General features: G+C 73.1%; 21 protein-coding genes. 7 read left to right on the top strand and 14 right to left on the bottom strand.

Annotated features, from left to right (window positions below):
• Positions 1 to 380: 380 nt before the first annotated feature.
• Positions 381 to 2,345, bottom strand: a complete 1,965-nt coding sequence (locus tag ACWEJ6_RS42905; RefSeq protein ID WP_452431280.1) for an endo-1,3-alpha-glucanase family glycosylhydrolase — start codon at positions 2,343 to 2,345, stop codon at positions 381 to 383.
• A gap of 313 nt (positions 2,346 to 2,658) precedes the next feature.
• Between ACWEJ6_RS42905 and ACWEJ6_RS42900 the strand changes: the two genes are divergently transcribed.
• Complete coding sequence (locus ACWEJ6_RS42900; protein WP_452431279.1) at positions 2,659 to 3,066, top strand: ATP-binding protein; 408 nt, start codon at positions 2,659 to 2,661, stop codon at positions 3,064 to 3,066.
• Positions 3,067 to 3,103: 37 nt separating this feature from the next.
• Here the strand turns inward: ACWEJ6_RS42900 and ACWEJ6_RS42895 are convergent, their stop codons facing one another.
• Positions 3,104 to 3,625, bottom strand: a complete 522-nt coding sequence (locus ACWEJ6_RS42895) for a hypothetical protein (protein ID WP_387683085.1) — start codon at positions 3,623 to 3,625, stop codon at positions 3,104 to 3,106.
• Between the two features lie 73 nt (positions 3,626 to 3,698).
• Between ACWEJ6_RS42895 and ACWEJ6_RS42890 the strand changes: the two genes are divergently transcribed.
• Positions 3,699 to 4,658, top strand: coding sequence for a YbgA family protein (locus ACWEJ6_RS42890; RefSeq protein WP_452431281.1), 960 nt, complete (start codon positions 3,699 to 3,701; stop codon positions 4,656 to 4,658).
• Between the two features lie 39 nt (positions 4,659 to 4,697).
• Here ACWEJ6_RS42890 and ACWEJ6_RS42885 read toward each other — a convergent pair whose 3' ends face one another.
• The 4 genes from ACWEJ6_RS42885 to ACWEJ6_RS42870 form a co-directional block, all read right to left on the bottom strand.
• A complete protein-coding gene (locus ACWEJ6_RS42885) occupies positions 4,698 to 6,893 on the bottom strand; it encodes a SulP family inorganic anion transporter (RefSeq protein WP_387683083.1) in 2,196 nt (731 codons plus the stop codon).
• A 124-nt stretch (positions 6,894 to 7,017) separates the two neighbouring features.
• On the bottom strand, positions 7,018 to 7,323 hold the full coding sequence (locus ACWEJ6_RS42880; RefSeq protein ID WP_452431278.1) for a hypothetical protein: 306 nt from the start codon (positions 7,321 to 7,323) through the stop codon (positions 7,018 to 7,020).
• Positions 7,324 to 7,397: 74 nt separating this feature from the next.
• Positions 7,398 to 7,871: a hemerythrin domain-containing protein gene (locus ACWEJ6_RS42875; protein WP_387683081.1), complete on the bottom strand. Its 474-nt coding sequence runs from the start codon at positions 7,869 to 7,871 to the stop codon at positions 7,398 to 7,400.
• Between the two features lie 100 nt (positions 7,872 to 7,971).
• Complete coding sequence (locus ACWEJ6_RS42870; RefSeq protein WP_452431277.1) at positions 7,972 to 9,129, bottom strand: AI-2E family transporter; 1,158 nt, start codon at positions 9,127 to 9,129, stop codon at positions 7,972 to 7,974.
• A 246-nt stretch (positions 9,130 to 9,375) separates the two neighbouring features.
• Here ACWEJ6_RS42870 and ACWEJ6_RS42865 point away from each other — a divergent pair, with 246 nt between their 5' ends.
• From ACWEJ6_RS42865 to ACWEJ6_RS42855, 3 genes are all read left to right on the top strand, one after another.
• Positions 9,376 to 9,690, top strand: coding sequence for a hypothetical protein (locus ACWEJ6_RS42865; protein ID WP_387683077.1), 315 nt, complete (start codon positions 9,376 to 9,378; stop codon positions 9,688 to 9,690).
• A gap of 130 nt (positions 9,691 to 9,820) precedes the next feature.
• Positions 9,821 to 10,369, top strand: a complete 549-nt coding sequence (locus ACWEJ6_RS42860) for a copper chaperone PCu(A)C (protein ID WP_387683075.1) — start codon at positions 9,821 to 9,823, stop codon at positions 10,367 to 10,369.
• A gap of 77 nt (positions 10,370 to 10,446) precedes the next feature.
• Positions 10,447 to 10,860, top strand: a complete 414-nt coding sequence (locus tag ACWEJ6_RS42855; RefSeq protein WP_449921872.1) for a VOC family protein — start codon at positions 10,447 to 10,449, stop codon at positions 10,858 to 10,860.
• Positions 10,861 to 10,871: 11 nt separating this feature from the next.
• Here ACWEJ6_RS42855 and ACWEJ6_RS42850 read toward each other — a convergent pair whose 3' ends face one another.
• The 3 genes from ACWEJ6_RS42850 to ACWEJ6_RS42840 form a co-directional block, all read right to left on the bottom strand.
• On the bottom strand, positions 10,872 to 11,702 hold the full coding sequence (locus tag ACWEJ6_RS42850) for a sugar nucleotide-binding protein (RefSeq protein ID WP_452431276.1): 831 nt from the start codon (positions 11,700 to 11,702) through the stop codon (positions 10,872 to 10,874).
• Positions 11,699 to 14,086 carry an ATP-binding cassette domain-containing protein gene (locus tag ACWEJ6_RS42845; protein ID WP_452431275.1) on the bottom strand — a complete coding sequence of 796 codons (2,388 nt, stop codon included), beginning with the start codon at positions 14,084 to 14,086 and terminating at the stop codon, positions 11,699 to 11,701. Before ACWEJ6_RS42845 ends, ACWEJ6_RS42850 begins: the two co-directional genes overlap by 4 nt.
• A 78-nt stretch (positions 14,087 to 14,164) precedes the next feature.
• Positions 14,165 to 14,821, bottom strand: a complete 657-nt coding sequence (locus ACWEJ6_RS42840) for a TetR/AcrR family transcriptional regulator (RefSeq protein WP_387683067.1) — start codon at positions 14,819 to 14,821, stop codon at positions 14,165 to 14,167.
• A 47-nt stretch (positions 14,822 to 14,868) separates the two neighbouring features.
• Here ACWEJ6_RS42840 and ACWEJ6_RS42835 point away from each other — a divergent pair, with 47 nt between their 5' ends.
• Positions 14,869 to 16,359, top strand: a complete 1,491-nt coding sequence (locus tag ACWEJ6_RS42835; protein ID WP_452431274.1) for an FAD-dependent oxidoreductase — start codon at positions 14,869 to 14,871, stop codon at positions 16,357 to 16,359.
• 7 nt (positions 16,360 to 16,366) lie between these two features.
• Here ACWEJ6_RS42835 and ACWEJ6_RS42830 read toward each other — a convergent pair whose 3' ends face one another.
• Both ACWEJ6_RS42830 and ACWEJ6_RS42825 read right to left on the bottom strand, forming a co-directional pair.
• Positions 16,367 to 17,110 (bottom strand): SDR family oxidoreductase, encoded by a 744-nt coding sequence (locus ACWEJ6_RS42830; protein ID WP_452431273.1) that lies wholly within the window; start codon positions 17,108 to 17,110, stop codon positions 16,367 to 16,369.
• 167 nt (positions 17,111 to 17,277) lie between these two features.
• The gene (locus ACWEJ6_RS42825; RefSeq protein ID WP_452431272.1) at positions 17,278 to 17,862 is read right to left on the bottom strand and encodes a TetR/AcrR family transcriptional regulator; all 585 of its coding nucleotides are present in this window, start codon (positions 17,860 to 17,862) and stop codon (positions 17,278 to 17,280) included.
• A gap of 31 nt (positions 17,863 to 17,893) precedes the next feature.
• Between ACWEJ6_RS42825 and ACWEJ6_RS42820 the strand changes: the two genes are divergently transcribed.
• Positions 17,894 to 18,199 (top strand): antibiotic biosynthesis monooxygenase family protein, encoded by a 306-nt coding sequence (locus ACWEJ6_RS42820; RefSeq protein ID WP_452431271.1) that lies wholly within the window; start codon positions 17,894 to 17,896, stop codon positions 18,197 to 18,199.
• Positions 18,200 to 18,201: 2 nt separating this feature from the next.
• On the opposite strand, the gene ACWEJ6_RS42815 is transcribed toward ACWEJ6_RS42820, so the two are convergent.
• From ACWEJ6_RS42815 to ACWEJ6_RS42805, 3 genes are read right to left on the bottom strand one after another with little or no spacing between them, the layout of a single operon-like run.
• Positions 18,202 to 18,873: a response regulator gene (locus ACWEJ6_RS42815; protein ID WP_452431270.1), complete on the bottom strand. Its 672-nt coding sequence runs from the start codon at positions 18,871 to 18,873 to the stop codon at positions 18,202 to 18,204.
• Entirely contained in the window at positions 18,870 to 20,177 is a 1,308-nt protein-coding gene (locus tag ACWEJ6_RS42810; RefSeq protein ID WP_452431269.1) for a sensor histidine kinase, read from the bottom strand. Before ACWEJ6_RS42810 ends, ACWEJ6_RS42815 begins: the two co-directional genes overlap by 4 nt.
• Entirely contained in the window at positions 20,174 to 21,133 is a 960-nt protein-coding gene (locus ACWEJ6_RS42805; RefSeq protein WP_452431268.1) for an alpha/beta hydrolase, read from the bottom strand. The genes ACWEJ6_RS42810 and ACWEJ6_RS42805 overlap by 4 nt, the downstream gene beginning before the upstream one ends.
• Position 21,134 lies beyond the last annotated feature (1 nt).

Genomic DNA, 21,134 nt, shown 5'->3' with positions numbered 1-21,134 from the left:
CGGTCTGCAGAGCGAGAAGATCAGGAACTTCGAGGGGCTCCTGGATGCGCGCGAAAGAGACGCGACGGGGACCAGCGGGTACGGCGGAGGCGTTGAGCGAGGCTGCCAACAGTTGTCCTTCCGGAGGGCACGGACGGAATCGAACTGCGCGCACGCCAAACGCCCGGACCGAAATCCGGGGCGTCGAAGGGCGGCGCGAGGCAGCAGCATAACTCAAATGAGAAACGAATGTCCACACTTACTATAAGTGTCAACCTCGGTGCCGCCTTCAGCTTTTCACAACAGGGCGCGCTCGTCAACTCCAAACGCCCGTCGCCGCCCTGCCGGCCCCGAAGGTCGTGCCGGGCCCACGCGGGTGGCGCGGGCCCGGGTCCGCGCGGTCAGCGTTCGCTGGAGGCCGCGCGGTAGTGCAGGTCCTGCACGTACGGCGTCGCGGTGATCGGGTACGGCGAGACCACCTTGGCCGCCGTCGCCGACCCCCTGCTGACGGTCGCCGACACGGCCCCCGCCTTCAGCGGGAACGTCCTGGCCGACACGCCGGCGGGCGCGTCGTAGCTCTGCGTCGTGCCGCCGACGGTCACCGACACCTTGGCCGCCGCCGTCAGCATGGTGAGCACCTCGACGGTGTCACGCGCGGCCGTGCTGCCACCGCGCAGCTTCATGAGCTTGGTCTGCGCGTAGGACGGCTGGGCCGCGACCGGCTGCACCCGGTGGGTCAGGTACGCCGCGTCGTTCGTGATCTTCGGGCAGCCGAGCTTGTGACAGGTCAGGTAGTAGGCGTTGATGTCCAGGTACGTCCAGCCGGCGTTCCTGGACGGCGCGAACTGGGTGTTCTCGGAGTAGTCGTTCCAGGTGGTGAGCTGGACCCAGTCGGCCTTGCCGTCGATGGCGCCCTTCCACGTCGCCCGCAGGTTCTCGGTGTTGCCCGCCTCGTCGAAGACGCCCTGGTTGGGGCGTTCGTCCTGGATCGACACCGGCTGCATCCAGATCTTGCCCATGCCGTGCGCGCGGTCGATGTTGCCGCCCAGGGCGGCGTTGGCGGCGGGGTTGCGGTTGCCCCAGTTGGAGAAGCCGTAGCTGATCGAGGCGAAGGCGTCCCGGTACTTGTTGAAGTCGAGGAAGCAGGGCACCAGCGCCACCTTGACGCCGTGCTCGGTCTCCATCGTCTTCATCCAGGCCGCCCACCAGGCGGCGGTGCGCCCCTCGGCCTTGAACGGCGCCACCACCAGGCGGTCGTCGGCGAGCCGGTAGACCGACGTCGAGGCGGCCAGCTTCGCCATCGCGGCGGCGAACGCGGCGCTGTCCACCGAGGCCAGGCCGTTCGTGTCCGGCATCAGCACGATCTTGAACCCGGGGTCCACGGCCTCGGCGGCCTTGATCAGGTTCTGCACCCGCGTCCAGTGGGCGCTGGTGATCGACAGGATATCGACGGTGAAACCGTCCAGGCCGGCCGCGATGGCCTGCCTGACCTCGGTCTTGAAGTCGGCCAGCGCGTAGTCGCCGCTGATGGGGTCACGTCCGACCGGCCGGTCGCGCAGCAGGCCGCCGTAGGCGGCGTGCTTGCCGCTCTCGCCGTCCGGCTTGAGGTAGTTCCTGGCGTAGTAGTCGCCGGCCGGGGCCTGGTTGTCCAGCGACACCGGGTACGGCGTGAAGTAGTGCGCGAACACCTTCCTGGCCGACCCGCGCAGGGCCGCCTTCCCCGGCAGCACGAACGGCAGCGGCCCGTCGGTCTGGCCGCCGCCCTCGGTGTAGGTGACCGTGAGCTTCGGGCCGCGGTCCCCGGTCTCGCGCGAGGACATCAGCACGGTGGCGGTGGCGTCGTCGCCGGTGAGGGCGAAGGCGTACGTGCCGTCGCCCTCGACGGCGGCGGACACGTCCAGCTTGACCGTCGTCCCGGCGGTGAAACCGGTGTGCGAGGCGACGGGCGCGGCGCCGAACTCGGGGCGGGTGTTCCAGGTCGTGGCCGCCTCGGTCCAGGAACCCGTCACGGGACGGGCCGACACGGTGGTGTCCGTCGTCCTGGCCGGGACGACGTCCAGGGTGACCTTGACGTCCTCGGCGTCCGCCGGGATCCCGGTGACCTTGAAGCGGGTCAGGCCGACCCGCCGGCCCGCGGCGGCGCTGCCGCACGCGGCGCCGCAGACGCTCATCCAGGTCGCGGTCGCAAAGCTCTTGGCCGGCTCGGCCTGGCTGATGAACACGTCGTCCGTGGCGGCGAACGTCACGGTGAGGGGTGCGACGGCGGACGCCTGCGCGGGCGCCGCCGCGCCGGCGGGCGCGGCCGCACCCGCCAGCGCGGTGAGCATCGCCACCGCGACCGGCAGGGCCCGATATCGGTTGAGCATGGAACTCCCTTGGCTTTCGGTACGCCTCCGCAGCAGCGGAGCCGCGTTGCATCGCCAACGATGGAGCAAGATCGAGTCCCCGGCCAGGACTTCCGGATAAATCCCCCATTTGGAACGATGCTATTTTCGGCCCCTCGGTACGGCATTGCGGTCAGACGGCCCGCCCCCGGAAGGTCCCCTGGTCGGGCATGGCGCGGAAGCCGCGACTCGGGCAAGATGGACCAGCCCTTTTCTGTCTCCGCTTGGCCTGCGCGCACGACCGAGTCGATGTCATCATGGGCACACGGTGTGTGATTTCGGGTAGGAGGGATCGATGTCCGAGCCTTCCCCCGGCGCTGCCGCAAGCTGGCCGATCAGCCGGGACCTGGCGGGGCTGCGGGAGCTCGTCCGCCGTCACGCGCTCCAGGCCGGGCTCGCCTCCCAGCGCGGTGACGACCTCGCGCTCGCCGCCAACGAGGCCGTCACCAACGTGCTCGACCACGCGGGCGGGACCGGCTGGGTGCACATCTGGATCGACGACGACTTCCTCACCGTCGACGTCGGCGACCACGCGGGCCGCCTGGGGCCCGACGCCTGCCCCGAGGCCCGTCCCCAGATCGGGCCGGGCGGTTACGGCCTGTGGGTGATGCGCCGCCTGTGCGACGAGTTCGTCATCACCCAGACCGGCGCCTCCTCCCAGGTCCGCCTCCGCATGGCCCGCATCCGCCCCACCGGCCCCTGACCCGGCAGCGGGCCGGACGGGCGACCGGCCGCCCCGGTCAGGCGCTCTCGCCCACGCTGCGCCGGTGCCATTCGGCCAGCTCGACCAGCAGCCCGTCGGCCGCGCCGCCGAACATCGCGGCCAGCTCCTCGGCGTCGTCGACCACCACCACGTGGTCCAGCAGGTCCGCGCGCAGCCGGGCCGCCCTCGGGTCGCCGGCGCCGTCCGGGTCGAAGGCGGTGGCGGCCAGGAACAGGCCGCCGACACCGGCCAGCGCCGCGGTCTGGCGGGCCTGCGTGCCGAGCACCGTCGCCGCGTCGGCCGGTACGGCGGGCAGCGCCGGCCGCCCGTCGCGCAGCAGCAACGTCAGCGGACGGGCGGGCACCTGCTCCCCCGCCTCGCCCGCCGGCACGTGGGCGCTCCCGTCGGCGTGCCGCGCCGCGTGCCGGGGACGCCCCCAGGGCAGGCCGTCGGCCTCGTCCTGCGCACTCGCGCGCGTGAACAGGCCGCCGTCGGCGTCGACGACGAGGTCCCCAGGCTGCCACTGCTCGCCATCAAGCGGAATGTGCGCATTCGTCATGCCTGAACGCTACGCCCTGGTTGCGACAAATCTTCGTGGCGTGCGGAGGCGCGAGCTGGGCATCTGTCAGGACATGGCGCAGGCGCAGGATTGGGGCAGGCCGCGGGTGGCGGTGTCGAGCTGTCTGCTCGGCGAGCCGGTACGGCACAACGGCGGGCACAGCCGGGCCCGTTTCCTGACGCAGGAGCTGGCGCCGTTCGTGGACTGGGTGCCGATCTGCCCCGAGATGGAGATCGGCCTCGGCGCGCCCCGCGAGACGCTGCGCCTGGAGCGCTCGCCCGCCGGCCCGCGCCTGATGACCCGGCAGAGCCGCCGCGACCTCACCTCCGCCATGGACGAGCTGGCCGCCGAACGTTCCCCGGCCCTGGCGGCCGACGGTTACGTGTTCAAGGCCAAGAGCCCGAGCTGCGGCATCCACGGCATCCCGCTGTACGCCGGTGACCACGCGGTGACCCGCGACAACCGGGGCCTGTTCGCCGACGCGGTGATCGAGGGCCACCCGCTGCTGCCCGTCGAGGACGAGGGGCGGCTCAACGACGCCGTCCTGCGGGAGGCGTTCGTCGAGCGCATCTTCGCCCACGCGCGGCTGCGCGAGCTGCTGGAGAGCGACTGGCGGCCGCGTGACCTGGTCGCCTTCCAGGCCCGGCACAAGATGCAGCTGCTGGCCCACTCCACCGAGGGCTACCGCGAGACCGGCCGTCTGGTCGCCGCCGCGGGCGTCCGGCCGCGCGAGGAGCTGGCCGAGGAGTACGGCACGGCGTTCCGGCGGGCGATGGCGGTCAAGGCGTCGATCGGGCGCAACGTCAACGTGCTGCAGCACTGCCTCGGCATGCTCGGCGACGAGCTCGACCCGGTGCGCCGCGCCGACCTGGTCGAGGTCATCGGCTCGTACGCGGCGCACCGGGTGGCGTTGAGCGTGCCGCTGACGTTGCTGCGCCACCACGCCCGCGGCGAGGCGGCCACCTACGTCCAGGACCAGACGTACTTCTCCCCCTACCCGGAGGAGCTGGGCCTGCGCAACCACGTGGTGTGACCCCGCCGCGCCGGGCGGGCCGGCGCGGCGGGGACGCGCCTACGTGGGGGTGGGCTCGGTCGGCAGCGGGCCGTCCGGCTCGGGGGCGGCGGACGCGCGCGGCGGCACATGGTGCACCCGCGCCGAGCCGATCTCGAAGTACAGCCCCACCAGCGTCAGCTGCCCGGCCCTGACCTGCTCGTCGACCTTGCGGTAGGTCCGCAGGTTCTCCAGCTGCTGCTGGATGTTGAGCCGGCACAGCGCGTCGAGGGCGGCGTCTTCGGCGGAGGCGTCGTGGCCGCCCTCGCCGAGCCGGTCGAGGCTGGGATGGCCGTGCCGCAGCCAGCGGCTCAGCTGCGGCAGGCCCTCGGTGGTCGCCGGGCCCTTCAGCAGCGCCGCCATCGCGCCGCAGCCGGAGTGGCCGCAGACGGTGATGGTGTGCACGCTCAGCACGCCGGTGGCGTACTCGATGGCGGCGGCCACCGAGTCGTCGTGCGGCTCGGAGCCGGCGCACGGCACCAGGTTGCCGATGTTGCGGACCGTGAACAGGTCGCCGGGCCCGCTGGAGGTGATCAGGCTGGGCACGACCCGCGAGTCGGCGCAGGTGATGAACAGGTGCGAGGGACGCTGCTGGGTGGCGAGCTGGGTGAAGATGGGCCGCAGCAGCGGGGCCGTGCGCTTGTGGAACTCGTCCGCGCCCTGGGCCAGGCGGCACTCGATCGCCGCCGTGGCCGACAGCGGACGGCCGCGGTGGGTCCACGGCAGCCACCAGCGGCCGGGCGCCTTGGGCGGGCTCTTGGCCGGGAACATGCGTCCGCCGCTGGCCGCCATCGTGTACCACTCGTCGTGCAGCTCGTCGATCGTGACGGTGCCGCCCAGGCGCTCGTGGTCCAGCCGCCAGGAGTGGATCGCGTCGAAGGCGGCGTTGTCCATGAAGTCGATGTTCAGGTCGAGGTCGACGGCGACGCCTGGCGGGATGGCGCGCAGCTCCTGGGTCAGCCGGGGCACGCCCAGGAAGGTGAGCGAGCCGGAGACCGTCGCGTGCATGACCCCGCCGGGTTCCTGCCGTTTGTCCACGGTCACCCGGGTCAGCCGCCGCAGCGCCAGCAGCGCGGCCAGCGCCAGCCCGGCCAGGACGCCCTCGGCCAGCCCGACCAGGATCACGCCGGACATGGTCATGACGTAGACGGGCACCTCGTTGTGGCCGTGGACCTTCCTGAGGTGGCCGAGGCTGATGGTCTTGATGCCGATGAAGACCAGCAGCGCGGCCAGCGCCTCCATCGGGATCAGCTTGATCGTCCAGCCGAGGCAGAGGGCGAACAGCAGCACCCAGACGCCGTGCAGGATCGCCGACCAGCGGGTGCGGGCGCCCGCCTGGATGTTGGTGGTGCTGCGCACGATCACGCCGGCGACCGGGAGCCCGCCGAGCACGCCGCTCACCATGTTGGCCACGCCCTGGCCGGTCAGCTCGCGGTCGAGGTCGGAGCGGGGGCCGGTGTGCATGCTGTCGGTGGCCACGCAGCACAGCAGCGACTCCGCCCCGGCCACCAGCGCCACCAGCAGCACGCCCATGGCGATGTGCTGCCAGTCGCCGGCCGGCAGCACCGGCGGCGCCCACGCGGTGATCGCGCCGGACAGGTCGATGCGGGTGACGTTCCAGCCGAACACCGCGGCGGTGACGGCGGCGGCGAGCAGCGCGGCCAGCGGCGCGGGGATCATCCGGACGTGCCTGGGCATCCGGCTCCAGACCAGCAGGACCGTGATGGTGAGGATGCCGACCATGACCTTGTGGCCGTGCAGGTCCATGATCTGGCTGGGCAGCTCGGCCAGGTTGGCCCACGGCGACTGCTCGGGGCTGCCGCCGAGGACGACGTGCAGCTGGGCGAGCGCGATGATGATGCCGACGCCGGCCAGCATGCCGTGGACGACCGCGGGCGAGACCGCGAGCGCGGCCCGGGCCGCCTTGAACGCGCCGAGCAGCACCTGCAGGCCGCCGGCCATGATCGTGATCAGGCAGGTGGCGCGCCAGCCGTAGGTCTGCACGAGACCGGCGATCACCACCGTCAGGCTCGCGGTCGGGCCGCTGACCTGCACCACCGAGCCGCCCAGCCGCCCGGCGACGATGCCGCCGACCGCGGCGGCGACGAGCCCGGCGGCCAGCGGCGCGCCCGCGGCCAGGGCGACGCCGAGTGAGAGTGGCACCGCGACGAGGAACACCACCAGCGATGCCGGCACATCGTGTCTGAGAGTACGCATGATGCTACTCTCCGTAGTTATATTCATGCGGCACACCTTAGTGCCAGATCAACCCCACGTCGGACGACGGTAAAACGCGCCGGACATGTCCCTGCTGTCCGGCGCGCCGCCCTGCCGCTCCGCCCTACCGCGCGGCGTCTTCGCAACTCACGGTGACCAGGGCGAAGAACACGTGGGTGCGGGCGTCCTGGGAGACCACCGACTCGAACACCTCGCAGTCCGCGAACCCGTGGCTCAGCGCGTCGCGGCGGGCGTCGGACTCGGCGCCGGCGAGCGCGGCGTTCTCGGCGAGGTCACGGCCGAAGCCGTCGAACAGCGTGCCCGTGGCGGCGGTGGCGGGCGTGGCGGCGCCCGCCAGGACGGCGGCCCCGGAACCGGCCAGGACCGCCGCGCACAGCACCGCCGGCAGCTTTCTTCTCAGGTACGTCATGATCTCCCCCTGGGTCGGGACGGGTGGGCCTGCACCCGTTGGGGCGTTCCAGGCCGTTCCATCCCGCGCCGTGGCTAGGAGGAGGCGCTGGGGATCTTCAGGGGGTCACGCGGGGCCTCGGCCTTGGCCTTGGCCATCTCCTCGCCCAGCTCCTGCAGCCGGTTGCGTCCCATGGACTCGCGCACCTGCGGGAACCACTCCTTCTCCTCCTCCTCGACGTGGTGGCGGACGTTCTCCATGAGCACCGTCATCTTGGCGTCGTAGCGCTCGTCGGCCGGGTCGAGGTCCTTCAGCTCCGACAACATCCAGACGACGACGTGGTGCTCCTCGACGCTCTCCAGGATGTGGTCGGTGGTGTCGGGGGCGCCCGAGCGGGCGGCCGGGTAGAAGATCTTCTCCTCGATGTAGGTGTGCGCGGTCAGCTCCTCGATGACCTGCGCGACGATCTTCTGCTTGGTCTTGTGGGCGTCCTGGCCCGCCTTCTCGAACTCCTTGAACAGCTTCTCCACGGTCTTGTGGTCCTCTTTGAGCAGCACGATCGCGTCCATGGACGGCCTCCCTGGGGTCGGGACGCCCGGCGGGACGAGGGATGCCGGGCGTCGGGTCCGCCCCAGGTACCCCGAGGTCAGGCGCTCACACCCGGCGCCCTCAGTGACGTTCCTGACGGGGCAGCACCACGTGGTTGACGATCACCTGGACGGCGGCGGCGACCGGGATGGCCAGCAGGGCGCCCACCACGCCGAGCAGGGCGCCGCCGATGAGGGCGGCCACGATCGTGGCGGCGGCCGGCACGTCCACGGACGACTTCATCACCTTGGGCGCGATCAGGTAGTTCTCGATCTGCTGGTAGACGACGAAGAAGATCAGGGTGGCGATGGCCACCGGGAGCGAGGCGAACAGCGCGACCAGCGTGGCGATGCCCGCGCCGATGAACGCGCCGATGAGCGGGATGAGGTCGGTGAGGGCCACGATGATCGCCAGGGCCAGCGCGTACGGCACGCCCGCGATCGACAGGAAGACGAACGTGGTCACGCCCGCGATCAGCGAGATGATCAGGTTTCCGGCCACGTAGCCGCCGACCCGGTTGAGAATCTCGTCGCCGAGCAGCCGGGCCCGGTCCCTGCGGCTCCTCGGGATCAGCCGGTAGCCGGTGCGCGTGATGGAGCGCAGCGCGCCCAGGAAGTACAGGGTGAGGATGAGCACGGTCAGCGTGGAGAACACGGCGCTGACCACGATCGAGGCGATGCCGAGCAGCCCGCCGAACACCTGCCGGCCGAGGTCGCCGCTGGTCAGGTACGTCTGCAGCCGTTCCAGGAGCTGGTAGCGCTGGTCCAGGTCGCGGATCTGCGGGTTGTTCTGCAACTGCTGGATGTAGGCGGGCAGCTGCTCGGCGAACTGTCCCGCCTGCTCCGACAGCGCCGGGATGATCGCCATGGCGAACCCGGCGAACAGCACGATCACCGCCGTGAACACCGCGGTGATCGCCGCCCAGCGCGGCAGGCCGTGCTCCTCCAGCCATCGCACGGCGGGATCCAGGCCGACGGCCAGGAACAACGACACGATGATCAGCAGGAGCATCGAGGCGCTGGCGGTGAGCGCCTGGACCAGCAGCCAGGCGGTCAGCACGCCGAGCGCGGCGGTGAACCCGAAGACGAAGGGCGTGCTGCCGAACGGCCGTCCGGGCCTGCCGAAGGGCAGCCCCGTCGTCTCCGGGCGGGGGCCGGCGGCGTGGCCGTCGCGGGCGGCCGCGGACGCCGCGCCGGGTTCGCCCGGCGGGGCGGCGGAAGTGAACTGATCACCAGACATGGGGGCTCCTGAACCTGAGAAACCCCCTTCTCTGCCCGGCCGCGGCGAGGTCTATCGTCGCCGCCGCCCCTCGTGTCCCGGACGCGGCCGCCGGGCTGCGCGCGCCCGGCGATCAGGCCGCTGACCTGCGCCGTTTCGCCGTACCTGGCAGGGGGTAGGCCGCACATCCCGGGGGCGGCGGGCTCACCGGCCGGCCGGTGTCCCCGTCGCGGGGGCCGGGCAGGACACGAGCCAAGGAAGAACGGCATGGGGGAACCGCAGCAGGTGCAGGTCGAGATCCTCGACCAGGTCGCCATCGAGGACCTGATCGGGAAGGTGGAGGACGTCGCCAGGCAGCCGGGCGCGGCCGACCGGGTGGCCCGGTGGCGGGCCGAGCACGGCGCCGAGCACGCCACGCCGCAGGCCCGCTCGTTCGTCGTCGTGGGCCCGACGTTGATGTTCCTGCACCCGTGCCCCGACGGCGTCGTCCTGCCGTTCGCCGCGTACCCGGACGGGACGGTGAAGGTCTACACCGATCCCGAGCACGCCGGGCTGAGCTTCTACCGCGACTCCGGCGGGTAGGCGGGTCCGGCATGGGGGCCGGTCAAGGGGGTACATCGTGGTTGCGGTCAACCCCCCGCAGGCGGCGCTCGTGCGAGCGGGCCCGCGCTGTGGCCTCGTCACCGGCCTCACACCACACGAAGGCGCGAACATGAGGACATCACCACGGGGCCCGCGAGCGCTGCTGCTGCCCTTCCTGTCGGCCCTGTGCGTGCTGGCGCTGCTGCCGGCCTGCAACCCGGGGCAGCGGGAGTCGCCCCTTCCGCAGGGCACGGCCCGTGAGGGGCTGGTCGACGGGCAGGTGGGGGCGATGCGGCTGTTGCACGTCCACATCCTGGCCCCGTCCGTGGAACAGCAGAAGCCGGGCGACGACCTCGGCCTCTACCTGACGCTGGTCAACGAGAGCGACCAGCCCCAGAAGCTCGACGGCGTCAGCACCGTGCACGCCAGGAAGGTCGTCTACCGGGCGGGGCCGGGGGCGGCGCAGGAGGAGGTCAACGTGACCGTCCCGGCCCGCTCGACCGTCTCGCTGCAGGAGGGGCAGAGCCGTCCGCACCTGGAGATCCTCGACATCGACCGCCCGCTCGGGGCCACGCCGATCGACGTCACCTTCCGCCTGACCACCGGCACGACCACCCTGCGCATCCCGGTGCTGCCGCTGGAGCGGGGCGCCGGCACCCCCGTCCCGGGCCACAGCTGAGGCCACCGGAAGCGCGGACGGACGGCGGTCAGGAATCGAGAAGCGTCGTCCGGGCCGGCGGAACTAGCGTGACCGGCATGGACATCACCATCCACTCCAGCTACCTGCCCCACGACGACCCGGACGCCTCCCTCGCCTTCTACCGCGACGCCCTCGGCTTCGAGGTGCGCGGCGACGTCGGCTACGACGGGAAACGCTGGATCACGGTCGGCCCCGCGGGCCAGCCCGGCACGTCGATCGTGCTCCAGCCGCCGGTCCCCGACGGCTGCGGCATCACCGAGGACGAGCGCCGCACCATCGTCGAGATGATGGCCAAGGGCACCTTCGCCGGCATCAACCTGTCGACCGACGACCTCGACGCCGTCTTCGACCGGCTGGCGGCGAACGGCGCGGAGATCGTCCAGGAGCCGGCCGAGCAGCCGTACGGGGTGCGCGACTGCGCCGTGCGGGATCCGGCGGGCAACCTGATCCGCATCAACCAGCGGCTCTGAGCAGGGCAAGGTCAGGGGCGGGCCGGGTCGAGGAACCGGCGCGCGCCGCGCAGCCTGGTGCGCAGCAGCCGCTGGGTGGCGGCGCAGTCGAGGCGCACGTCGAGCGGGCCGGGCACGCCCGAGTCCGCGCGCCGGCCCGCCGGGAGCCGGGCCGGGTCGAGCCCGTCGCGGCGGGCGACGAGCAGGCCCAGCTCGTACCGGCTCACCGCGTCGGCCCCGGCGACGTGGCGGACGCCGGGCGGGCCTGCGGCGGCCAGCTCCAGCAGGGCCGCCGCGAGGTCGGCGACGTGCACCGGGCATCGCACGTCGTCGGTGAACAGCACGCCCTGCGTCGTGCCGGTGGCCAGGGCGTGCACCAGCGCCTCGTGCGACGAGCCGCCGTCGCCGATGATCAGCGACGTCCTGGCGATCACCGCGTCCGGGGCGACCGCGGCCACGACGGTCTCGGCGGCCGCCTTGGCCGCGCCGTACGGGGTGATCGGGTCGGGGAGGCACGTCTCGTCGTAGCGGATGGCGGCCCCGGAGAAGACCGTGTCGCTGGAGACGTGCACCAGGCGGCTGCCCGCCGCGGCGGCGGTCAGGGCGACGTTCGCGGCGCCGGTGGCCGTGGTCGCCCAGTCGTGCTGCCGGAAGGCGGCGTTCACGACCGCATCCGGCCGGACCGCGGCGACCAGCTCCTCGACGTCGGCGCGCCGGCGCACGTCGAGCGGCGACCAGGTGACGCCGGCCGCCTCCCCCGGGCGGGTGTGGCAGGTCGCGGTCACCTCGTGCCCGGCCGCCGCGCCCTGCCGGACGAGCTCGGCGCCCAGGAAGCCGCTGCCGCCGACGACGAGCAGCCTCATGCGGACGTGCCGCCGACGTAGGCCGCCAGGTGCTGGCCGGTCAGGGTGGAGCGGGCGGCGACGAGGTCGGCGGGGGTGCCCTCGAAGACGACCCGGCCGCCGTCGTGACCGGCTCCGGGGCCGAGGTCGACGATCCAGTCGGCGTGCGCCATGACCGCCTGGTGGTGCTCGATGACGATCACCGACTTGCCGCCGTCGACCAGCCGGTCGAGCAGGCCGAGCAGCTGCTCGACGTCGGCGAGGTGCAGGCCGGTGGTGGGCTCGTCGAGCACGTAGACGTCGCCGCTCTTCTCGGCCATCTGGGTGGCCAGCTTGAGCCGCTGCCGCTCGCCGCCGGACAGCGTGGTGAGCGGCTGGCCGAGGCTGAGGTAGCCGAGTCCGACGTCGGCGAGCCGGCCCAGGATGGCGTGCGCGGCCGGGGTGCGCGCCTCGCCCGCGCCGAAGAACTCCTCGGCCTCGGTCACCGGCATCGCCAGCACCTCGCTGATGTTCCGGCCGCCCAGGCGGTACTCCAGCACCTCGGCCTGGAAGCGCCTGCCCTCGCACTCGTCGCAGACGGTGGCGACGCCGGCCATCACGCCCAGGTCGGTGTAGAGGACGCCGGCGCCGTTGCAGTTGGGGCAGGCGCCCTCGGAGTTGGCGCTGAACAGGGCCGGCTTGACGCCGTTGGCCTTGGCGAACGCCTTGCGGATGGGGTCGAGCAGGCCGGTGTAGGTCGCCGGGTTGCTCCGCCGCGAGCCGCGGATCGGGCTCTGGTCGATCGACACCACGCCCGCGCCGGCCGGTATGGACCCGTGCACGAGCGAGCTCTTGCCGGAGCCGGCCACGCCGGTGACGACGACCAGCACCCCGAGCGGGATGTCGACGTCCACGTCACGGAGATTGTGCTTGTTCGCCCCGCGGATCTCCAGGGCGCCGGTGGGCTTGCGCACGTCGTCCTTCAGGCGGGCCCGGTCGTCGAGGTGGCGGCCGGTGACGGTGCCGCTGGCCCGCAGCCCCTCGACGGTGCCCTCGAAGCAGACCGTGCCGCCCTCCGTGCCGGCGCCGGGGCCGAGGTCCACGACGTGGTCGGCGATGGCGATGGCCTCCGGCTTGTGCTCGACGACGAGCACCGTGTTGCCCTTGTCGCGCAGCCTGACCAGCAGGCCGTTCATCCGCTGGATGTCGTGGGGGTGCAGGCCGATGGTGGGCTCGTCGAAGACGTAGGTGGTGTCGGTGAGCGAGGAGCCGAGGTGGCGGATCATCTTGACGCGCTGCGCCTCGCCGCCCGACAGCGTGCCGGCCGGCCGGTCGAGCGACAGGTAGCCCAGCCCGATCTCGACGAAGGAGTCGAGCGTACGGCCCAGCGTGGTCAGCAGCGGCGCCACGGACGGCTGGTCGAGGCCGCGGATCCACTCGGCCAGGTCGGTGATCTGCATCCGGCACGCGTCGGCGATGCTGACGCCGTCGATCTTCGAGGACCGGGCCTCCGGGCTGAGCCGGGTGCCGTCGCACTCGGGGCAGGTGGTGAAGGTGACCGCCCGCTCGACGAAGGCGCGGATGTGCGGCTGCATGCCCTCCTTGTCCTTCGACAGGAAGGTCTTCTGGATCTTCGGGATCAGGCCCTCGTAGGTGAGGTTGACGCCCTCGACCTTGACCTTGGTCGGCTCCCGGTGGAGGAAGTCCCGCATCTCCTGCTCGGTGAAGTCGCGGATCGGCTTGTGGGGGTCGAGCAGCCCCGACTCGGCGTAGACGCGCACGGTCCAGAAGCTGTCGGACTTCCAGCCGGGGATGGTGAAGGCGCCGTCGGCCAGCGACTTGGAGTCGTCGTAGAGCTGGGTGAGGTCGATGTCGGAGACCGTGCCGCGGCCCTCGCAGTTGGGGCACATGCCGCCCAGGCGGGTGAAGCTCTGCCGGACCGTCTTGCTGGAGCCGCGCTCGACGGTGATCGCGCCGGTGGCGCGGACCGAGGGCACGTTGAAGGAGTAGGCGTTGGGCGAGCCGATGTGCGGCCGGCCGAGCCGGCTGAACAGGATGCGCAGCATGGCGTTGGCGTCGGTGGCGGTGCCGACGGTGGAGCGGGGGTCGGCGCCCATCCGCTGCTGGTCGACGATGATCGCGGTGGTCAGCCCCTCCAGGACGTCGACCTCGGGCCGCGCCAGCGTCGGCATGAACCCCTGGACGAACGTGCTGTAGGTCTCGTTGATCAGCCGCTGCGACTCGGCGGCGATGGTGGCGAACACCAGCGAGCTCTTGCCCGAGCCGGACACGCCGGTGAACACCGTCAGCCGGCGCTTGGGGATCTCGACGCTGATGTCCTTGAGGTTGTTCTCGCGCGCGCCGTGGACGCGGATCAGATCGTGGCTGTCGGCGATCTGCCGCTCGGGCGGCGTGTGCGTGCTCATCGTCTCTCCATCTCTCGCGCGGGCCCCCGTAGGCGTCGCCGGGCCGAATCCGGCCGGCCACGAGGGTACGGCCTCACGTTAGTGCCGGTCGCGGGGTGGATGCTTCTCCGATCCTGACCGGACGGGCGCCAGCCCCCGCGCCAGCACGTCGAACGCCAGGTCGAGCGCCGCGACGTGGTCGGGAAGCACGTCGGCGGCCCGTTCCCCGGCCAGCTGGCGGGCCGCGGTGGCCAGGAAGGCCGAGCGGAAGGCGCCGACGAGCAGCGCGGCGGTCAACCGGCCGGGCAGCCCCTCGCCGGACTCGTCGATCAGGGCCGCGAGCACGGCCTCCAGCTCGTCGGCGATCTCCCTGGCGCGCGCCCGCAGCGCCGCGGAGCCGGCCACCACCCGGAAGAAGTGCACGAACCGGTCGTCGACCCCGCCGAGCGGGTGGCCCTCGCGCGCGTGCCGGACGAGCATGTCGCGCAGCGCGGACAGCACCGGCTCGCCCGCCCGGCGACCCCGGACGGTGTCGGTGACCAGGTCGACCAGCTCGGGGACGCGGTCGAAGAAGATGTCCTCCTTGCGGGGGAAGTAGTTGAACACCGTCACCTTGGAGACGTCCGCCGCCTCGGCGATCTCGCCGATGGTCACCTCGTCGAAGCCGCGTTCGTAGAACAACATCGAGCCGTGGTCGGAGATGCGCCTGCGGGTCTCGGCCTTCTTGCGTTCGCGGAGCGATGGAGTCTCTTTCACGAAAAAAGTGTATCGCACTTAAAATTTAGTCGGGTATAGTTTTCGGCATGGACTACGACGTGATCATTTCCGGTGGCGGCCCCGTCGGCCTGATGCTCGCCTGCGAGCTGCGGCTGCACGACGTGCGCGTGGCGGTGCTGGAGCGGCTGACCGACATCGACCAGACGGTCAAGGCCGGCTCGGTCAACACGCCCACCGCCGAGGCCTTCTACCGGCGCGGGCTGCTCCCGGTGCTGGAGGAGGCCCAGGCCGAGACCATGAAGGCCTTCCAGGCGTTCATGGCCCAGCGGGGCGGCGCGGCGGCGGCCGGGCAGCCCAAGATGTCCGCCTTCGCCGGGCATTTCGCCGGGCTGTGGCTGCTGACCGACCGGGTGGACGAGAGCGACCCCGACTTCGCCGACCGCGGGCCGGCCGCCCGCCTGAGCGGCATCCGTCAGCAGGACATCGAGCGGGTGCTCGGCGAACGGGCCGCCGAGCTCGGCGCGGACGTGCTGCGCGGCGTGGAGCTGACCGGCTTCGAGCCCTCCGCCGACGGGGTCGTCGTGCGGGCGGGCGAGCGGGAGTTCCGCTGCGGCTGGCTGGTGGGCTGCGACGGCGGCCGCAGCACCGTGCGCCGCCTGGCCGGCTTCGACTTCCCCGGCACGCCTCCGCAGATCACCGGCCACCAGGCCGTCGTGACGATGGAGGGCGCCGAAGGGCTCGGCACCGGCTGGACGCACACCGACACCGGCACCTACGCCAACGGGCCGACCCCCGGCCGCATCCTGACCGTGGAGTTCGACGGGCCGCCGGAGGACCGCACCGCGCCGGTCACCGCCGAGGAGCTGCAGGCCAGCCTGCGGGCCGTCTCCGGCGTGGACGTCACCATCACCGGCGTCAGGACGGCCACCCGCTTCACCGACAACGCCCGCCAGGCCACCACCTACCGGCTCGGCCGGGTCCTGCTGGCCGGCGACGCGGCGCACGTCCACTCGCCCTTCGGCGGTCAGGGGCTCAACCTGGGCATCGGCGACGCCGTCAACCTCGGCTGGAAGCTGGCCGCCGTCGTCCGGGGCCGCTCGCCCGAGGCGCTGCTGGACACCTACACCGCCGAGCGCCACCCCATCGGCGCGTGGGTGCTCGACTGGACCCGCGCCCAGGTGGAGCTCATGCGGCCCGAGGCCCGCTCCCGGGCGCTGCGGGCCGTCGTGTCCGACCTGATCGACACCACCGCGGGCACCACGTACTTCGTCAAGCGGCTCTCCGGCGTCTGGCACCGCTACGAGCTGCCCGGCGGCCACCCGCTGGTCGGCCGGAGCGTCCCCGACCTGGAGCTGGCCGACGGCACCCGGGTCGGCGACCACCTGCACGAGGGGCGCGGGCTGCTGCTGGACCTCGGGGCCGGTCTGGCGGCCGACCCGCGGGTGCCGGTGCTGGCGGCCAAGCCGGTGGACGTCCGCGACTTCGGCGGCCTGCTGGTCCGGCCGGACGGCGTCGTCGCCTGGGCCGGCGACGCGCCGGACGCCGCGCTGGAGGAGGCGCTGGCCGCCTGGTTCTGACGGCGCCCTACTCGCCGGCCGCCCAGTCCTGGTACGTGGTCCGGCCCAGCGTGGCGTCGTCGCCGGGCACCAGCGAGCGCTCGGTCAGCTCGCTGCCGAAGTAGCGGGCGTGCTCGTCGGTGACCACCTCGCGCGGGTCGCCGAGGCCGGCCAGCGCGTCGCGGAAGAACTCGTCCATCCGGTACTGCTCGGGGCCGGCGACCTCGGTCCTGCCGTTCAGGGGCGTCCCGAGCGCGACCCGGGCGAGCGCCGCCGCGACGTCGTCGCCCGCGACGGGCCGGAACAGCACGGGCGCGATGCGCACCGCGCCGCCCGCGGCCGACTCGTCGGCGATGCCCCGCACGAACTCGAAGAACTGCGTCGCGTGCACCAGCGAGTACGGCAGGCCCGACTTCTCGATCAGCCGCTCCTGGGCGATCTTCGCGGCGAAGTAGCCGTTGTCGGGCATGCGCTCGGTGCCCACGACCGACAGCGCGACGTGGTGGCCGACGCCCGCCGCCGCCCCGGCGGCCAGCAGGTTGCGGGTGGAGGTCTCGAAGAACTCCAGCACCGCGCTCCGCTCGAACGACGGCGAGTTGGAGACGTCCACCACGACCCGCGCCCCCTCCAGGGCCTCGGCCAGCCCCTCCTCCGTGAGGGTGTCGACGCCGGTGCTCGGGGACGCGGCGACCGCCTCGTGCCCCTCTCCGGCCAGCCTGCGCACGAGCTTCGACCCGATCAGGCCGGTCCCGCCGACCACGACAACCTTCATGACGACCTCCCTCATCGCCCGGGGCACCTCGTGTGCCGTCCGGTCGCCGGCTGATGTCATGTCCAGCCGGCGGCCCGGCGGCACCCGTCGTGACGCCTCCATTACCCGGCGATGTCCTGTCATGTCCGTACGGCCGGGGCGGCCAGGAGGGCGGCCCGCGCCCGCGGTCAGTCCTGCGCGGGCGGCAGCACCCCGGCGACCAGGGCGCGCAGGGTGGCCAGGGCCGCGCCGGCGTCGACGCGCTCGGGGGCGACCAGCCACTGCTGGTGGATGCCGATGCCGGCGCCGATGAGCGCGACGGCCAGCGGCTCCACCGACAGGCCCGGCGGCAGCGGCAGGCGTTCGAGCCAGCGCCTGCAGTGGTCGCGCAGCGTGTCGTGGATCTCGACGTAGCGGTCGCGGATGGGCGAGCCAGGTTCCAGCGCCTCGACCAGCAGGGTGACGAACAGCTTGGTGGTCGGCAGGGCGAACATCGCGCCGACGCCCTGGTCGAACGGCCCGAAGTCCGGCTCGCCCTCGGGTGCGTCGGTGAGGCCGTCGCGCACCCTGGCCACCGACCGTTCGAGCACGGCCAGCAGCAGGCCCTCCTTGCCGCCGAAGTGCCACGGAATGGACCCGCGGCTGATGCCCGACCGGGCGGCCACGTCGTGGAACGTGGTCTGCCGGTAGCCCTTCTCGGCGAACAGCTCGGCCGCCGCGTTGAGGATGAGCTCGCGGCTCTCGTTGCTGGTCTGTTCCCGTCGCGTTGTCACGCCACCTCCTCTGTGCTATCAATCGTATTCTATGTTGACCAACACAGAGGAGACTCCCGTGCACGTCGCCATGATCGCCACGCACTACCCGCACGCCGCACACCGGGAGGAGTTCGTCGAGCGGGTGCGCAAGGTGGCCGAGGCGTTCCGGAGCACGCCCGGCTGCCTGTCGGCGGAGTGCTGGCTGTCGGCGGAGGCGGTGGTGTCCATCGTGCGCTGGGAGTCGGACGAGGCGTTCGCCGCGTCGCTGGCCGCGCTCGGCGCCGCCGACCTCGACGTGGCCTTCGACGAGCGCGAGGCCCGGCCGCGCGAGATCGTCCGGCTGGCCGCCGCCTGAGGTCAGTAGCCCGAGGGACGGACCAGCCCCGTCTCGTACGCGAAGACCGCCGCCTGGGTGCGGTCGCGCAGCCCGAGCTTGACCAGGATCCGGCTCACGTGGGTCTTGACCGTCTGCTCGGCGATCACCAGGCGCTCGGCGATCTCGGCGTTCGACAGGCCCTGCGCGATCAGCGCCAGCACCTCGGTCTCGCGCTCGGTCAGGTCGCCCACGCGCTCCTTGAGCGGCGCCCGCGGCGCGCGGCTCACCCGGGCGAACTCGGCGATCAGGCGCTTGGTGACGTTCGGGGCCAGCAGCGCTTCGCCGGTCGCCACCACCCGCACCGCGTGGGCCAGCTCGGCCGCCGAGGCGTCCTTGAGCAGGAAGCCGGACGCCCCGGCGCGCAGCGCCTCGTAGACGTAGTCGTCGAGGTCGAACGTGGTCAGCACGAGCACCTTCGCCGACGCGTCCGGACGGGCGGCGATCCGGCGGGTGGCCTCGATGCCGCCGAGCTCGGGCATGCGCACGTCCATGAGGACGACGTCGGGGTCCAGCTCGGCGACCTTGGCGACGGCGTCGAGCCCGTTGACCGCCTGGCCCACGACCTCGATGCCGGGCTCGGCGTTGAGCAGCACGGTGAAGCCCTGGCGGACCATGACCTGGTCGTCGGCGATGAGCACGCGGATGCTCGTCATGAGGTGGCCTGAACGCCTTTCTCCGAGTCGACCGGCAGGAACACGCTGACCTCGTAGCCGCCGTCCGGCGTGGGCCCGGCGACGAGGTCGCCGCCCAGCATGGCGGCGCGCTCGCGCATGCCGAGCAGCCCGTGCCCGGCGCCCGGCGAGGGCCGCGCCGGCCTGGCGGGCGGCTCGTTGACGACCCGGATCGCCAGGGCGCCGGGCCGGTACGTCAGCCGGACCGCCACCGCCGCGCCGGGGGCGTGCCGCATGGCGTTGCTGAGCGCCTCCTGCACGATCCGGTACGCCGACAGCTCCACCCCCGGCGACAGCGGGCGCGCCTGCCCGGCGATCTCGGCGGTGAGCGTGACGCCCGCGCCGCGCACGTTGGCCAGCAGCTCCTCCAGCCGGTCGAGCGTGGGCTGCGGCGCGTCGGCCGGCTGGTCCTGCGCGCGCAGCACGCCCAGGACCCGGCGCAGCTCGGTCAGCGCCTCGACGGCGTTCTCCCGGATGCCGGCCAGGTTCTCCCTCAGCTCCTGCGGCGGGTCGTCCACCAGGTGCGGCGCGACCTGGGCCTGGATGGAGATCACCGACATGTGGTGGGCGACGACGTCGTGCAGCTCGCGGGCGATCCTGCTGCGCTCCTCCAGCAGCGTGCGGCGGGCCCGTTCCTCGGCCGTCAGCTCCTCCTGGGCCTCCAGCCGGGTACGGGTCGTCCTCAGCTGGCGCACCCCGGCCCCGACGGCGACCGCGACCGCGTCGGCCAGCAGGGCGGTGGCGCCCAGCCCGCCCCCGTTGGCCTCCGGCATGAGCACCACGATCACCACCACGGTCAGCGTGGTGATCGCCAGCGCCTTGACGGCGACACCCGGGCGTACCCGCAGTGCCAGCAGGAACAGCACGCCGGCCTGCAGGGCGACGCCCGAGCCCGTCCACGGGAAGGCGGTCGGGTCGGCGTGCGGGAAGGGCCGCCGCTCGAACGTCTCGGGATGCACCGTCCAGGGGAGGCTCAGGTGCTCCGACACGTACACCATGCCCGACCGCGCCCCGGCGACCATGAGGACGATCGTCGCCCACCAGGCGGCCAGCGGGCGCCACATCGCCAGCACCATGGCCGCCGCCATGGCCATGGCCAGCAGCGGGACGGTCGGGTCGATGCCCTCCCCGCCCGGGTACAGGCCCATGGCCAGCGCGTACAGGGCGACGGCGACGTGCGGAAGCCGGGACAGGGCGCGCGGGCCGCCCATCCGCGGCAGGGGGTCGGGGGCCATGGTCCCCAGGTCCGCGCCCAGCGTGGCGAGGGCCTTGCGCAGCCTGCTCATCCGCCCTCGCCCACGTTCGTTCTGTCCTGGCTTGCACCCTTGGTCCAGCTTACGGGTGAGCCGGTCACGATCCGCGCGAGGTTCGCCAGCGCCGTCGATCCGGCCGCCAGGTAGTCGCTGTGGCCGCCGCCGCCCGCGTCGAACACCCGCGCCCCGAACCCGGGCGCGACCGGGTCCGCGCCCAGCCCCAGGGTGCCGGACGGCAGCTCGACGGACACGTGCGGCAGCCGGCCGACCCAGTCCCCGGCCGTGCGCGCGGCCCACACCGGCGTCCGGCTGCGCAGCGCCGCGGCGTCGGCCACGCCCGCCCCGGGACTGTCGAACAGGACGAGGGCGGCCACGTCCAGCCCCGGCGCGGCCCGGCCGCACACCGCCGAGCCGTAGGAGTGGCACAGCAGCGAGACGCGCGCGCCCGGGCGGAGGGCGCGCAGCTCGTCCAGGAAGGCGCGCAGGGCGGGGGCGGCCCGGTCGGCGCGGTCGAGGGTCAGCGCCTGGAGGCTCACGCTGCTCGGGGTGGCGTACCCGAGCCAGGCGAGCACGGCCGACCGGTCGCCCAGCGCGGCGCTCAGGCGCATCGAGCCGCCGCGCAGCAGGCCGTACTTGTCGAGGGTGATGCCCGCGCCCGGGACCAGCACGGCGATCCGGGCGGCGGTGGCCAGGTCGCCGAACACCTCGACGGCCCGGCCGGCGTCGCGGCCGTCGAAGGACAGGAACCGGCGGGCGGGGTCGGCCATCTCGCGCAGGGCGGCGGCCCGGCGCCGGTGGCCGTGCCGGACGGCGTCGCGCCCGGCCGCCAGGATCGCCGCGCGCCCGGCGGCGTACCGCCCGGCGAGCCCGGACGGCGGCGCGACGCCGGGGACGGGCGCCGGCACCTCCCCCGACACGCACGCCGCCGGGCCCGCCACCGAGGCGGCGACGAGCGTGGCGAGCAGGAGGCGGCGGCCGCGGTTGCCCATG

It is taken from the genome of Nonomuraea sp. NPDC004702 (genome assembly GCF_053601695.1).
This window is presented reverse-complemented; position numbering and strand designations above follow the sequence as displayed.

Coding starts and splice junctions, on each gene's coding strand:
- ACWEJ6_RS42880 (WP_452431278.1), bottom strand. CDS start 7,323: ATGACGTACCTGAGAAGAAAGCTGCCGGCGGTGCTGTGCGCGGCGGTC.
- ACWEJ6_RS42865 (WP_387683077.1), top strand. CDS start 9,376: ATGGGGGAACCGCAGCAGGTGCAGGTCGAGATCCTCGACCAGGTCGCC.
- ACWEJ6_RS42810 (WP_452431269.1), bottom strand. CDS start 20,177: ATGAGCAGGCTGCGCAAGGCCCTCGCCACGCTGGGCGCGGACCTGGGG.
- ACWEJ6_RS42875 (WP_387683081.1), bottom strand. CDS start 7,871: ATGGACGCGATCGTGCTGCTCAAAGAGGACCACAAGACCGTGGAGAAG.
- ACWEJ6_RS42860 (WP_387683075.1), top strand. CDS start 9,821: ATGAGGACATCACCACGGGGCCCGCGAGCGCTGCTGCTGCCCTTCCTG.
- ACWEJ6_RS42855 (WP_449921872.1), top strand. CDS start 10,447: ATGGACATCACCATCCACTCCAGCTACCTGCCCCACGACGACCCGGAC.
- ACWEJ6_RS42805 (WP_452431268.1), bottom strand. CDS start 21,133: ATGGGCAACCGCGGCCGCCGCCTCCTGCTCGCCACGCTCGTCGCCGCC.
- ACWEJ6_RS42815 (WP_452431270.1), bottom strand. CDS start 18,873: ATGACGAGCATCCGCGTGCTCATCGCCGACGACCAGGTCATGGTCCGC.
- ACWEJ6_RS42885 (WP_387683083.1), bottom strand. CDS start 6,893: ATGCGTACTCTCAGACACGATGTGCCGGCATCGCTGGTGGTGTTCCTC.
- ACWEJ6_RS42835 (WP_452431274.1), top strand. CDS start 14,869: ATGGACTACGACGTGATCATTTCCGGTGGCGGCCCCGTCGGCCTGATG.
- ACWEJ6_RS42870 (WP_452431277.1), bottom strand. CDS start 9,129: ATGTCTGGTGATCAGTTCACTTCCGCCGCCCCGCCGGGCGAACCCGGC.
- ACWEJ6_RS42890 (WP_452431281.1), top strand. CDS start 3,699: ATGGCGCAGGCGCAGGATTGGGGCAGGCCGCGGGTGGCGGTGTCGAGC.
- ACWEJ6_RS42845 (WP_452431275.1), bottom strand. CDS start 14,086: ATGAGCACGCACACGCCGCCCGAGCGGCAGATCGCCGACAGCCACGAT.
- ACWEJ6_RS42850 (WP_452431276.1), bottom strand. CDS start 11,702: ATGAGGCTGCTCGTCGTCGGCGGCAGCGGCTTCCTGGGCGCCGAGCTC.
- ACWEJ6_RS42900 (WP_452431279.1), top strand. CDS start 2,659: ATGTCCGAGCCTTCCCCCGGCGCTGCCGCAAGCTGGCCGATCAGCCGG.
- ACWEJ6_RS42830 (WP_452431273.1), bottom strand. CDS start 17,110: ATGAAGGTTGTCGTGGTCGGCGGGACCGGCCTGATCGGGTCGAAGCTC.
- ACWEJ6_RS42820 (WP_452431271.1), top strand. CDS start 17,894: ATGTTGACCAACACAGAGGAGACTCCCGTGCACGTCGCCATGATCGCC.
- ACWEJ6_RS42905 (WP_452431280.1), bottom strand. CDS start 2,345: ATGCTCAACCGATATCGGGCCCTGCCGGTCGCGGTGGCGATGCTCACC.
- ACWEJ6_RS42895 (WP_387683085.1), bottom strand. CDS start 3,625: ATGACGAATGCGCACATTCCGCTTGATGGCGAGCAGTGGCAGCCTGGG.